At 34.2% G+C, this 13538-nt stretch carries 11 protein-coding genes and 1 pseudogene; all 12 read right to left on the bottom strand.

All coding sequences use genetic code 11. From position 1 onward, the window contains the following. Window positions 1–46: 46 nt before the first annotated feature. Window positions 47–808, bottom strand: coding sequence for an abortive infection family protein (locus BJK46_RS00590; RefSeq protein WP_001565981.1), 762 nt, complete (start codon window positions 806–808; stop codon window positions 47–49). Between the two features lie 59 nt (window positions 809–867). Next, complete coding sequence (locus BJK46_RS00585; protein WP_001009054.1) at window positions 868–1089, bottom strand: hypothetical protein; 222 nt, start codon at window positions 1087–1089, stop codon at window positions 868–870. 283 nt (window positions 1090–1372) lie between these two features. After that, entirely contained in the window at window positions 1373–2557 is a 1185-nt protein-coding gene (gene mobT, locus BJK46_RS00575; protein ID WP_000426689.1) for a MobT family relaxase, read from the bottom strand. A gap of 181 nt (window positions 2558–2738) precedes the next feature. Beyond that, window positions 2739–4142, bottom strand: a complete 1404-nt coding sequence (locus BJK46_RS00570) for an FtsK/SpoIIIE domain-containing protein (protein WP_001130244.1) — start codon at window positions 4140–4142, stop codon at window positions 2739–2741. Between the two features lie 21 nt (window positions 4143–4163). Then, a complete protein-coding gene (locus BJK46_RS00565) occupies window positions 4164–4937 on the bottom strand; it encodes a Mom family adenine methylcarbamoylation protein (protein ID WP_000185761.1) in 774 nt (257 codons plus the stop codon). A 9-nt stretch (window positions 4938–4946) separates the two neighbouring features. Next, window positions 4947–5324, bottom strand: a complete 378-nt coding sequence (locus BJK46_RS00560; RefSeq protein WP_001234191.1) for a YdcP family protein — start codon at window positions 5322–5324, stop codon at window positions 4947–4949. Between the two features lie 20 nt (window positions 5325–5344). Next, the gene (locus BJK46_RS00555; RefSeq protein WP_000421279.1) at window positions 5345–5659 is read right to left on the bottom strand and encodes a YdcP family protein; all 315 of its coding nucleotides are present in this window, start codon (window positions 5657–5659) and stop codon (window positions 5345–5347) included. Window positions 5660–5858: 199 nt separating this feature from the next. Then, window positions 5859–7652: an ATP-dependent helicase gene (locus BJK46_RS00550; RefSeq protein ID WP_000181735.1), complete on the bottom strand. Its 1794-nt coding sequence runs from the start codon at window positions 7650–7652 to the stop codon at window positions 5859–5861. Continuing rightward, window positions 7649–9838 carry an ATP-dependent nuclease gene (locus tag BJK46_RS00545; RefSeq protein WP_103263648.1) on the bottom strand — a complete coding sequence of 730 codons (2190 nt, stop codon included), beginning with the start codon at window positions 9836–9838 and terminating at the stop codon, window positions 7649–7651. The genes BJK46_RS00550 and BJK46_RS00545 overlap by 4 nt, the downstream gene beginning before the upstream one ends. Before the next feature lie 133 nt (window positions 9839–9971). Then, complete coding sequence (locus BJK46_RS00540; protein ID WP_000997694.1) at window positions 9972–11162, bottom strand: IS256-like element ISLgar5 family transposase; 1191 nt, start codon at window positions 11160–11162, stop codon at window positions 9972–9974. 463 nt (window positions 11163–11625) lie between these two features. Next, window positions 11626–12763, bottom strand: a pseudogene (locus BJK46_RS00530) (site-specific integrase). Between the two features lie 528 nt (window positions 12764–13291). Further along, the gene (locus tag BJK46_RS12335) at window positions 13292–13534 is read right to left on the bottom strand and encodes a hypothetical protein (RefSeq protein ID WP_233535993.1); all 243 of its coding nucleotides are present in this window, start codon (window positions 13532–13534) and stop codon (window positions 13292–13294) included. Window positions 13535–13538 lie beyond the last annotated feature (4 nt).

Below are 13538 nucleotides of genomic sequence, written 5' to 3'. Positions count from 1 at the left end.
TTTTTATAAAAATAGTCATAAAAAAAGTAGCAATCAGTTAATGACGCTACTTATCAAGGTATCCGCTAATATAATCTGTAACTGTACTTGAAATACCTATTATTAGTTTTGCTTCTCTCTTTCCAATAATATTTGTATTAGGGTGTGCAAGTGAATGCCTATTTCTTGCTTCATTAAGAGAGCTAATCATTCCATTTGATGACCTTATCGTTGTCTTCACTATATCAGCAAGTTCAGTAGGTTGAATTTCTTTTTCAATTAATTGTTGTATCCTACTATATAATTTAGATAGATTTTCGTCTCTAGGAACTGTAATTTCATATTTTTTTAGTATTTCAATTAAATATCCATGAAAAGCAGTGTGAACTCTGTCAAAGGCACGTTGATATTCACCATTACTCATAAAAGACTCAGCGTCTTCAATAGCTTGTGAAACCACATCACTAATTTTCAACTGACTAAAGTTAATTACTTCGTAATTCTCTGGAAGTGGTACTAAAATAGTATCCACTAATACATTATCACCTTGTTTATCATATATGGAGCTTGCTGTCTGGGTAATCAAATCTTTATGACTTTCAAAAAAGTCTAAATCATCAAAAGGAACTCTTATTTTAAGATATGTGCAAAGCGTATTCCAGCCCTTTTTATATCCTTTATAATAAGTAAAATCGTCAGTCTCATCTAAAGTTACCTCTGATATTTTCATTTTAGAAACAATCTCGTTACCTCCTTCATAATAATTTGAAGAGCTCTTTCTTTCTAATGTTTTAATTAAAAGAGATTTAAATTGATCATTTGTAAACATATTCATAAATCCTTTCATAACAAAATATATACTTCCTATTTTATCATGAAAAATATCTGTTAAGCACCAATGATTCGGTTAAATAAGTTTAATAACACATCTTTCACGCCAGCTGCATTGAACACAAGTCCGACGGCGATTAGAGCAATAATCAAGAAGCCAATGAGTTTTGAAAATTCTCGTTTAAAACCTAAAAACAGTCCAATGACAACAATCGCTAACAATACCAATGACTGTGCATTATCCAAGAACCAGTTGTACAAATTCTGCCCAAAATTCATGTGATTGTCCTCCTTTCCTTAAGATATTTTTCTCGATAATAGATATAGCTTTTTACACGCCTTAATAATTGAAAAGGGGTTAAATGCTCTCCATAGACGGTTACTCGATTGGTATAATTATTATAAAATCTCACCTTGTAAAAATCATAGGTATAGATGGTATCACCAGCTTGCCGTTTTCCCTCAATAATGAGAGACGTATATTTCCCTGTATTTTGTATATACGCTTGAAACTCAATGCCACACTGAAACCCTAACTTCTTTAATTCTTTTGTTAAAAGGCTCATGTAATCAAATCCTCCATGGCTAGATGTTGTTGTTCAATTAATTTCTCATGTTTTTCTGTCAGTTTGGCTTCCTGAATCATGGTGGAGATAATGGTTGTACCGTTGAGAACATCTAAAATGCTTGCGATTTTTAATGTAGGGGCGACTTGATGATGTAACCAGTTCAATGTTCGTTCAAAAGAATAAGGCTCTGGCTGTGTGGTTAGGCGTAATGCTCCACGATTTTTACCGATAAACCATTCCCAACGTTCATTAGTTTTCCAATCACTCCGACGTTTAGTGTCGTCTTTATCTGCAAAGCGGATATAGCGATTGATAATTTCAAAGGCTGTTTTTTCCGCCTGTTGATGTGCCAATAAATCTTTCATGGCTTGGGTGGCTCGGTCATTTTTTAACCGAATTTCAAACCGATTCTTTACTTCTGCGTCTTCTAAGGGAACATCATTTTTCACGTATTGCTCATAATCTTTCTCATATATACAGAAATAGACTTCACTTTTTAATGAGCCAATATAAAGTGTGTTTCCCATGTATGGTTTTTCATCACGGTGAACCAATTCACCACTGCGATAATTTTTAAAGCTTCGAAAGACGGAAATGCATTCTTCCTGTTTACATTTCTTTGCCAAATCTGGAATATTCAAAATCCCTGTTTTATCGTTGATAGCTAAATCCAAGCGTTTGAAAATACCTTTATGTTCCATGCAATCTTGAAAGAAATCATACCAGCTCCGATGTTGAGCCAATAGAAAGTTTTCAAATTGCCGACAGCCTTTTCCTTTCAGTTCTAATAAAACACCTTTACTTACATCATGAGAGACTAGGACAACAATATCACCGAAACGATAGTGTTCGGGATAAGAATAATAGCCAAAGTCTTCGTGTAGCATATAATCCATATTCAAACGTAAAACCTCACCGATAATTTGAGCCACATCATTGGTAGGGAATCGAATCCGTACATAGTCGAATAACATCTCCAATGGGTTATCGGGATTGAAGCGTTCCAAAGCGTTCAGTAAATCTTCTTTCACCTGTTGAGTAGGGACTGCCTTGCCTGTTTCAATATCCGATAGGTAAGGTCTGGTAATATGAGAAGCAACCGCCAGTTTATTTTGAGAAACGCCATAAGCCAGTCGCTTTTCTTTCAATTCCTTAATCCAAATTTTTTCGTTTTCCATTCGCAAACCTCCAATCTAAAAAAGATGTAAACTATGACCCTTGAGTTTACACCTTTCATATTTTCCGCAATCCTTTGTACCATCAACATTGGTTGATGAGAATTGCCTGTTTTCAGTTGTATTTGTGCCCCCCTGTTAGATAGAGGGGGCTAAAGGATTGGCGTGGCTAACGCCACACCAATCAAAGCAAGTCTGAACCTGTACCTTTCACTTCGTGCGGTACAGGCTCAGATTGCTTTTTTTGAATGACTTTTCCTATTTCTCCTAAGAAATCGTACCTTTTTGGTACAAGGGGTGTATAAAACTCACTAATCACACTTTTTCCTGTATCCACGTAACCTCTTCCCTTGATGGGTTTTAAGAAAAATTGTTTTTGTGTATCGCTTCCGAACATCATACCAAAGCCCATTTCAGACATACGACCCAAAGCCACACGGAAGTTAAAGTTGTCCCGAATCCCATCACTAAAATATTTTGCGTCTGGACGTTGACAGGCAAGAATTAAAAAGAAGCCTGCTTGTCGTCCTAACATTACAATTTGTTTGAGTTTATGAATAACGGTGGTACTTTCACGACCTAGCATATCCATCATTGCCACATATTCATCAAAAATAAGAAAATTGGCAGACAAACCAAGATAAGCATAATTTTCTCCTGTTTTATAGTTAGGGTGTTGTTTCATGGTTTCACTGCGATCAATCATATCTTCGTAAAATTGATTGATACATGCCAACATATCTTCTTTACGGTAATAGACATTATTCATGACCGCCCCTAAGTCTGCCAAATCAGCATTTTTAGGGTCAAGAATATAAAGCTTTGCATTTGTATGCAGGAGAGATTCAATCAATGTGAGAATAAAATAGGATTTTCCACTACCAGTGCCCCCAGCAATTAACATGTGAGGGAGAGAATCGAACTCCCAATAGACCGATTCCATCAATTTGACACGTCCATCTTGAGCTACCACGTCTTCAATGCCAATTCGATTGCCAATAGTATCATAAAGTAGGACATACTCTACATAAGAATCTTTCAACGTTTTTTCCACTAATTCACAATACAATCCTGTTTCTAGTTTGTTTTCTAGGTGCAAAAGCTGATCTTGATATTTCCCTAAGGTGATTTCTACATGAATATGGATTAGTCCATCTTTCATTCGATAATATATTTTAGGAAAATGGCGGATTCGTTGTTTGGTTTTCTTGCTGGGTAAATCTTTAAAGAATCCCTCTGATTGAGTTTCTTCGGCTTCATACCAATGATTTTCTAAAATCATACGAGCTAACTTTTGACGGTGCTCTAACTGTTTTATAGAATCTATACGATAGTGATAATAAAGCCAGCTGATAAGTCCGCATACAAAAAGAGCAGTGAGAATACTGCTCCAAAAGTATGGCGTATGAAGTTGATAGAAAAATGTATCTAACTGAACTGCTTGCCAGTTCACCGATTGTAACGCTCTCCAATGAAAAGGGAGTAGGACGACTAGAAAAACTACCAGCAATGAAATTAGTACAAAATGATAGACCAAGTGCTTATCGTTGGCTTTGATTCGCTCTCCTCTGTCATGAAGCAATGGCATAAAAATCCTCCTTTCCACCTATCAAAATAATTGTGTATTGTAGATACGAGCCTGTTTATCAAAAGTTGGTTGAGAAATGGCTTCATATTTCTGATAAGCGATTCGCTTTTCAAAGCGTAAATTTTTTTCTTTCGGATAATAATGACGTCGATAGAGAGTGTGTCCTAACAGTTTTTTCGCTTCTTTTGTCAACGGATAGAGATAGCGAAACATGCGTCCATTGATTTTCTCAATCCCTTTGTATTCGCAAAATGCCTGGGAAAGCCAATGCTTTTTCTCTACCTGTTCAAAGCGAGCATTTTCCTCTAATAAAAGGCGAGCACTTCGAGGGTGTATCTTTTCCCATGACTGCTTATCACGATAGACACTTGTCTTGAAATACCCGCAGTAAAAGAAGTTGGACGCTTGATAGACATAGCCACATTTTCCCTCAATTCCATCTGCCAGTGTATATAAAAAATGACAGTCCGTATGTTCTTTCAACCACTTAATTAGAGCTGAAAGAGCTTGACTGCCAAAATAATTGGTTTGATTCATTTCTGGAAGAAAACACATCTTTCCAATTTCTAAATAATCTGTGGTTTGAAGGGAACTGTCGGGAAAGAGTTTGCGTATGGTTTGTAGGGGTTGCGTACCCCAGCCTAATTCCACAACGCCTAATAATTTTTCTTCTGAAAAAATCCCTAGAAAGTATTTACACAATCTAGGGAGTATCTTTGAATAATGGTATTGCCGAATAAAAGAAATGGCTTCATCCTTCGGAATTTCTTTCAAAATCAATGGTGTGTTTGTCATAAGCAACACCTATTTTTCACTTTCGGACGCTTCTTTTTTATATTTCTGATGAGGTTTTGTCTGTCCTTTTAATACAAGATCGTCTGCTTTCACGTACCAATCAACGTCTGCCCCTCGAAAAGTAGCCGTCGCTACGGTATCTGCCACAGGATTGATTAATTCCACTTCTGCGTTGTAGTCAAATTCTTTCAAAGGAACAGAAGCGGGGATACTGACTTGTATCATGCGTCCTTGTCCTTTTGATTTTAAGTCATAGGTACGTTCTTTAATTTCTTCGGAAACCGTACCATCTTCATTCTGGATACGAACCTCACGACGCAAGGCGGAAAATTTCAATGTGCCAAATGTCTGGTCTTTTTCAATCACAATACCTTCTGCTAATCTCATATTTTTTCACCTTTCCTTTCTTATGCTTTCACCATGTCGTCTGCGTGCATAATGTAATTGGTAAATCCTCGATTGCCAATTTTATAACCTTCTGCGGTAATATGTGGGTTGATGAGTTTGACTTTTTCGTCGGATTCAAAATGTTTCTCGCCAGCTTCGGAGGGAAGAATGACAACAATATCATCTGCTCGTTGAATCGTTGAGTATAAATTGTAACTACGAGAGAGAATGGTTGGTCTGCCATTTATTCGACGTTGTTCAATGTTCCCTTCACCAGCATATTCTAATTGTCCAAATGTTTTTTCCATATTGGGAATGACATATTTAAGTTCCATATTTTTACCTATCCTTTCTGTTTTTATGTTTGAATGAATCTTATTTGTGTGATGGTTTTAAAGGGGGGAGAGCGACCTTTTGATTCTTGATTTTTTATTTTCATAAGTTCACTTCCTTTCAAAATTGGGTAAAAAAATAGACGCTCCGTACTGAGCGTCCGATTCCTACTATATTTAAAACAACGACTACCTAGGTATTTTAAATATTATAATCAAATTCTATTTTATCTAATAATTGAGTGGGATAAAGCAAGTCTCCTTTACTCGTAAAATAACCCACCTCTGAGAAAAGAAATAAATTATTTTTTGCTCTTGAACAAATTACGTATAGTAGTTTTCTCGCTGAACTAATTCCTTTATCAGAAACATTAAAAATTTCATTCCAATGAGGAATTTTCCCGTTTAGAAGATTAATAGCGATAACAGTATCATACTCATTTCCTTTAACTTTATGTGCTGTAGTAAGTGTGATACCATCTCGAGATTTAAACATCTTCTTAAAACTAGATACACTACTAGATAATGAATTATTTTTTATCCGATCTTCTACTTCGTTAATAAAAAATAGATAGTGCTTAAAAATAGACGGGTAATTTTTCTCGTCAATATTAAGATTAACAAATATATGTTTGGTAACAAATTTGTATAAATCAACACCGTTGTCGTCTCCACTATACATTCTTTTCACACTGTTTATTAGCTGTAATAAATCTAAGTCAATAAAATAATCTTTAACTTCTATTCCAAATTCATTTTTTAATATAATTAAAATATCGTTTGCAATTAGCTTTCTTCTTCGAACCTTTTCACCTGATTCAGTAAAGTACAAAATTGCTAACTTGAAAAATAAACTATGATTATTTACCTTAATTGGTGATATATTTATAGCATCAAAATTGCAATACGGTAATTCTTTCTTTAAATACTCACCCAGTGAAAACAGAGGATAGTGTTGAGGAGCAAGTACACAAATATCTTTTTCATGAATGCCGCTTTCAATCTTTTCCTTTATTATATTTTTTATTATGTTGGGTAAATCCTCCTTAGTAACTTTGCAATCATAACTTATAAAACCACGGTCGTTTTTATTATTCCCTCTGCTTTCAATCTCGTAAGGACAACTCTGAAAATTAGAGTAGAAGTCTACTAATCTCTGATTAGACCTGTAACAGCCATGTAGCGTCTTTGATTGAAAAGTGTGACTAGTTAGCATTTCTAGTTCTTCAACTGATTTAGCTATACCATCTAATGATCCATAAATTGCTTGGTCAATATCTCCAACAAACATTGACTGAATTTGAGGGTTGTTTTGAAGTAATTTAGCTATTACATTGTATTGTAATTCTCTAGTATCTTGAAATTCATCCACATAAATCGCCCTTATATTACTAGCAATATTACGTGCAACGTTACTGTTTACAGTTAAAATTTTATACGCTACTAGTAAAATCATATCAAAATCAATTTCTTTATTTTTTTCCAACATAGTGTGATACATTTCAGAAACTTGAGTATACTGAACTTCATTAATTTTAAAATCATGAGAAAGTGACAAATCAATTTTGTTCAGTTCATACGTTTTGAGATTTAAATTCAGCATATTATTAATTTGGCTGACGTAAGCTCTTTGAGTATAATCATCAATAATTGTAAATCCTTTTGATACTCTTGAGAGATTCATTTTAAAAGGATAAATAATAAATTCAAGACAAAACTGATGTATTGTCCCCACCCAAATATTAATATCATCATCTATACTAAGTAAACTTAGGCGTTCCTTAATTTCTTCAGCAGCTCTATTAGTGTATGTGATAGCAATTATTCTTTTTAGTGATCCATCGTGTTTAATTGCTTGGTAAGCAATTTTCCTTGTAAGTACCCTTGTTTTCCCACTCCCAGGACATGCATTTACATAAAGGTTATCTTCACTTTCCACAACATCTTTTTGTTCTAAATTTAAATCATTTACGATTTTTTCGAAGATATTTGTCATTTTGAAACCTCAGCATAAAGTATTTTTGTGTAATTTTCTATCTGATTGATTAGATACACAACATCCTCATCTTTACCAAAGTACTCTAATAAAGAAATTATTGCTATATTCAAATCAGCTGTATCACTTGTTTTTAAACTAGCTGATAAAGCTGACAATTCTGTAGTTTCCTCGTACAAGTCGATTGTATGGAGTAGAATTTTTTTATAAATTGAGAGATCTACTATTTCCTGACATGCAAAAGCAATAGCATTAAGAATATACTTAGGAATTTTGATTAAAAAGTCAATTTTTTCACCTAACTCAATTGCAAACCACCCCTTACCAACATGATTGGCTAGTTTTAACATCGCTAAATTTCTTTCTAAATATTGTTCACTTTGTATTTCTTCTTTATAAGCAGTTATTGTTTTTTTATCTTTGAATGCGTCATCTATAATTGGACTGACATAAGTTAGAATATTTTCTTTATTCACATCTAAAAACTCAATTTCAAATGTTGTATTAGCATAAAAACAATTAACCCAATTGTTTTCATTAAAAAGGGAGGATAATTTTTCTTTTCTTGCTTGACCTTTCTCTTGTGCAGTGCTTTTATACAATCGATGTTCTGATGGGATTGCCTGTTCATCTAAATCAGTTACAATAGCACACTTTCTCTGTATTCTATCATCGTCAAACAAGCTAGCGATATATTCAAACGAAGTACTACCAACATTAATCAAACCTATTACAAGTTCGTCTAAGTTTATACCAAATAATTTTTTTACTATTTGAGGAATAAGTATTTCTTCAGCATCTCCTTCAACTAAGATAACACCTTTAGAAAAAAGCAATCCATTTCTTTTAACATCTAAATATCTCTCTACTGCGTTTATTAGATTTAGATTGTTCTTTTTTAACTTTTCTTTAGCAAATGAGTTCAGATTATTTGCTGGATTCATAACGATAGATTTGCCATTAAACGATTTTAATACATTCATCCGAGATATTTCAGACACTTCAGCTAAATGTACAGAATGTGTGGTCATGAGAATCTGAGTATAGTTTTTTTGAAGATTTAATCCTTCGAACAGAGTTTTTTGAATATGATGATGAATATGAGCTTCTGGTTCTTCAATCAACATAATATTAAGTAGTTCTCTTGAACGACACGCTTCAAATTCGACTATTTTCAAAGCTAAATAAATCATATTTAGATGTCCTAACCCTAGTAAGTCTAAGTCGATATTTTGTTCTGGCTTCATTGAAAGAAATTTTGCTAAAGAACCCATATCATCTGACATAGTTGAGGAAAGAAGAAGATTAGGAGAATACACTGAACCAATTATGCTATTTAGTTGCCGATTAATATTTTCGCCAATTTTCCTAATTTCAGGAACACTGGTAATAGTCTCATTTAATTGCTGTATAATTGTTTTTAATGACTCAACATTATCTGATGATATTTTTGATTCAATTGTTTCCATGATTCTTTTGACTGGGTTTCGATTGTTTTTCATTTCTCTAAGAACATCTCGAAGAGCGTCAACATAAACAACCGAAATATGCTTGAAAATATCTGACATGTCAATTCTTGAGCCCAACAGAGCTTCATCGTCTTCTTCAGGATTACTAGCTATATTGTCATTGAGTCTTCCTACCAATTTATCATAATTTTCATTGATACAGAAATTTAGATTTGATTTAGATGTGTAGTAAAATTCATAGTCGGATAGACGAATAGAATTTCTAAATTCGTTAAATTGATGAGAGTCTAATTCAGTGGAAATATCAAATAATTGCTTTCTAATAGCTTTGTTAGGTCTAATAAATAGAGAAATACTACCTACACCTTTATCTGCATTTGAAATCAATTCTTCTAAGATTGTTTGACTTTCAGAATTTAAAGAAATGGAAGCACAAATCTCATTGTCAAATTCTTCTTCGCTGATTCCTTCAAATGTCGCAGAGATAATAATCCAATGCCCTTGCCACCCATTTTGAATTCCATGAAAAAAATCTGATTCTTTTAGTGTTTTACTACTATAGTAATAACTATCATCTAATAAGATTCTCAATGCAGTAAGAGCATTGGTTTTCCCTGAATCATTCTCACCTATAATAGTATTTGTCTCATTATCGAATCGAAAGATTTCGGATTCATAATTTCTAAAATTTCGAATTTGAAGAGTAGATATAAACATAAGCAGATCTCCTAACTATTTAATTAATATGATTATATAGTAAGTTTATCATAAATTATGTTAGTAAAAGTTCTCATTATAAGGGAGCGTCAATAATTTTGTGTAAATGATTCTTCCCTACTGCAGATTGTTTCTAATTCTCAATCAGTTGGCTTAGCATTTGTTCGAGCTCGCCTTCGGCCTGTTGGAAACCTTTATGACTGCGACCTAGGAATTTTTGGTTGTAAGTATCAAAAGACGAGACTAAGAAACGTTCCATCGACTCTTCATTTTGGAACTGTTCCTTGCGGTGGCTGTATTTCTTGATTTGTTTATTAAAGGATTCAATCAAGTTCGTAGAATAAATACTCTTGCGTATGGCCAAGGGGAAATCATAGAAAGTGAGCAAGTGATCGTTCGAAAGAATCGATTCAACCACTTTTGGATAGCTGGTTTTCCATTTTTCCGCAAAAGTACCACGTGCTTCCAACGCCACCTCTTTAGATGAGGCTTGATACACCATTTTAAAATCATCACAGACTTCCTTACGATCATCGACACGCACTTTATGACTGATATTACGGGAAACGTGTACACAACAATGTTGAAAACGAGCTTTGGGATAGAACCGACTAATCGCTCCTACCATCCCCTTTAAGCCATCCGTGATGAACAGGAGGACATTTTTCAAACCGCGCTCTTGAAGGTCCAATAAAATTTCCTCCCAAATCGTGATGGATTCAGTCGGTGCAATCGCATAGCTCAATACTTCCTTTGATCCGTCCGGGCGAATGCCAACTGCGATATGAATAGCTTCCTTGGCGACGGTTTTCCGCTTTAACGGAATATACGTTGCGTCCATATAAATAGCAGCATAACGGTCATGAAGCTCCCGCCCATTAAACGCCGTTACCTCTTCTGTAAATGATTTTGTTATATTGGACATGGTTTGGGGCGTGTAGTAATGCCCATACATTTTCTCAATCAAGTCTGCGATTTCCGACATGGTAATACCTTTTCGGAAGAGGTGAATGACGGTCTCCTCTAACGTGTCATTCGTCCGTCTATAAGCAGGAACAGTCTGTTGCTTGAACTCACCATTGCGGTCGCGCGGAATCTGGAGATGAAGTTCCCCATACTCGGTCTTGACCGTACGGTCATAGGAGCCGTTACGAGAATTACCCGTGTTAAAACCAATGCGATCATACTTTTCGTAATCTAGGAAAGCCGTTAACTCCGTTTTGAGAAGCGTATTGACTGCTTTCTCCAAATGGACACGGAATAATTCATTCAAATCGCCTTTGTTCGCTAGAGTCTTTAGAATTTCTGTAGTAAAATCGTTCATAGGGAAGTCCTCTCTTCTGTGAATGTGTTGTGGTAACTCTATTCTACAGAAGGGACTTCCTTTTTTCTATTTACACAAAATATTTTACACTCTCCATTATAACAATTGGGTTAAAAAGAAAATAGATAGTATTCTACCTCATATTTATTTGAAAGTAATATATAAAAGACGTTCAAATTCGAACGCCTCTCGTTAACCAAATATTGGATTCAGAATCTAGTTTTCATATATAAACAGAGTATGATTAGGTGCAAAAATTGCACTTTTATTGCACTTTTATTTTTATTTATAGTGTTTTACTGTTCTGTATATTGTTTTAACTCCCTTGATAGTATCGCATTCTGTTTTATACACTTTACGTTGAAAACAGAGTGGGAATAATGATATAATACAATTAACAGGCTAGAAATACCGTTGTGATGCGGTTTCTAGCCTTTTTTATTTGGCGTTGAATACGTTAATGCTAAAAATTGATATCATTTGCGAACTTTTCAGCCACTTGGTCACGCTGTTTTTCAGTGACGTGAGCATAAATATCCATATTGGTTTTGATGTCGCCGTGTCCTAATCTATCTTGTACTTCTTGGATAGATAACCCCGCTTCAAATAAAAGTGAACAATGAGTATGTCTAAAATCATGTACTTTAATACGTTTGAAATGATGCTTATCACACATTAAGTCTAATGCTTTATTGCAATGCTCGGGATATAGTGGTTTATTATCACGTACAGTAGTAAAAACATATTGATGTTTGTCAGAGGTATTGTGACCATATTTAAGGGACTCCACTCTTTGATGAGTGCGCCATGATTTCAATACATTTGCAGTTTTATCATCAATACTTATTGTTCTATGGGATGATTTAGTTTTAGGCTCTTGTATTACCAGTTTATAATTTGCACCTCTTGCGCAAGTTTTATTAATAGATATGGTTTGTTTAGTAAAGTCAATATCGTTCCATGTTAAAGCCATTAATTCCCCACGTCTAAAGCCAGTAAAAGCTAATGTTCGAAAAATAGCATAATATAATGGGTCATCTTCAACAAAAGTTAAAAACTGTTTCAATTCATCACTTGAATAATACTTCATAGACGCGTCTTGTTGCGTTTCTTTTTTTCTAGGTGCTTTTGTATGTGTAAATGGATTATCAGCGATTATCTTAAGGCTTACGGCATATTTAAACACATTAGATGTGTATATTCGTATAGCTTTAATATCAGAGTACTTTTTGTTCCATTTATTAATAACTTTTTGGCAGTATGGCACGGTTATTTTCTTAATAGGTATATCATTAAAATGTTCTAATATAGCTGTATCAAATAAAGTTAAAACACGTTGATATGTGCTTTCTCTTACAGTATTTTCGTACTGTTCAAGCCATAGTTTATAAACTTCTTCAAACGGTTGTTATATCGTTGTTTAAAAAGCCGTTTTGACTCACCTCTGTTTGAAGTCTTGCCTCAGCAATCTTTGCCTCTCCTTCAGTCTTGAAGCCCCGTCTCGTTGTCCGCTTCTGTTTACCCGTAATAGGGTCGGTACCTAAATAAGCCACGAACATATAGGCTGTTGTACCGTCTTTCTTTTTGTATTTCTTAATCATGTAGATCAATCCTTTCATCATGCCCGCATGCGTGAGATTGGATTGACACGCCTACTACGGAATGGTTACCGTTTGGCGTGATGATTAATTATTTTCTTGTCCAAGAATGAATTTTCTGTGTTCTTCTAATCTATCTTGATATTTATATAAGTATATTTTATACATTGGCTCACCATCAATTGCATCATAATGATAGTTAGGAACTAGGCGTGAACTAGGCGTAATTTTTCTCCTATATTTAAAGCCTCTTCTTTTAGTTATTCAATTTCTTCTAACGCTTTTTTCTATTATCATGAGTCTCCAAGTTTTCAAACATTAAAGCAATATATTTTTCGTGAAATTCAGCTATTTCTTCAATTGTCACCTTACTTAGGTTGTCATTTAATTTTCGTTTTTTGGCTAAAGTTTCATAATTTGTTTTTGACTTGTTAAATGAATTTGACAAAATTTGTTTATACAAATCTAGTACGTATTCATAACTTATTTCGTTAATATCAATTTTTGCCTCATTTAATAATTCTAATATTTTTATTGTTTCATCATATAAATCGTAGGACGAAAAGTATATATCACTTTCGTTATAGTAGGCTTTTTGACATAGCTATACATTTTATCGGATATAGAGAAATCGTTTAAAGTTGGACTGTAACCTTTTCCTTTAATCTCGTCTGAAATTCTATGTACAACATAACTAGGTACACCCAATGCTTTGCTATAGGTTTCAATTTCATTAACACCTATATTTCTTTTTCCATTCTCATGATTTGATATAGTG

The organism is Staphylococcus pseudintermedius, from assembly GCF_001792775.2.
Classification (GTDB): domain Bacteria; phylum Bacillota; class Bacilli; order Staphylococcales; family Staphylococcaceae; genus Staphylococcus; species Staphylococcus pseudintermedius.
Note: the sequence above shows the minus strand (reverse complement) of the source record. Positions and strands in the feature narration are given on the sequence as shown.

What these genes read in the sequence shown, in the direction of transcription:
- BJK46_RS00590 (WP_001565981.1), bottom strand. Translation starts at nt 808, where the DNA reads ATGTTTACAAATGATCAATTTAAATCTCTTTTAATTAAAACATTAGAA.
- BJK46_RS00570 (WP_001130244.1), bottom strand. Translation starts at nt 4,142, where the DNA reads ATGCCATTGCTTCATGACAGAGGAGAGCGAATCAAAGCCAACGATAAG.
- BJK46_RS00555 (WP_000421279.1), bottom strand. Translation starts at nt 5,659, where the DNA reads ATGGAACTTAAATATGTCATTCCCAATATGGAAAAAACATTTGGACAA.
- mobT (WP_000426689.1), bottom strand. Translation starts at nt 2,557, where the DNA reads ATGGAAAACGAAAAAATTTGGATTAAGGAATTGAAAGAAAAGCGACTG.
- BJK46_RS00545 (WP_103263648.1), bottom strand. Translation starts at nt 9,838, where the DNA reads ATGTTTATATCTACTCTTCAAATTCGAAATTTTAGAAATTATGAATCC.
- BJK46_RS00540 (WP_000997694.1), bottom strand. Translation starts at nt 11,162, where the DNA reads ATGAACGATTTTACTACAGAAATTCTAAAGACTCTAGCGAACAAAGGC.
- BJK46_RS00585 (WP_001009054.1), bottom strand. Translation starts at nt 1,089, where the DNA reads ATGAATTTTGGGCAGAATTTGTACAACTGGTTCTTGGATAATGCACAG.
- BJK46_RS00560 (WP_001234191.1), bottom strand. Translation starts at nt 5,324, where the DNA reads ATGAGATTAGCAGAAGGTATTGTGATTGAAAAAGACCAGACATTTGGC.
- BJK46_RS00565 (WP_000185761.1), bottom strand. Translation starts at nt 4,937, where the DNA reads ATGACAAACACACCATTGATTTTGAAAGAAATTCCGAAGGATGAAGCC.
- BJK46_RS00550 (WP_000181735.1), bottom strand. Translation starts at nt 7,652, where the DNA reads ATGACAAATATCTTCGAAAAAATCGTAAATGATTTAAATTTAGAACAA.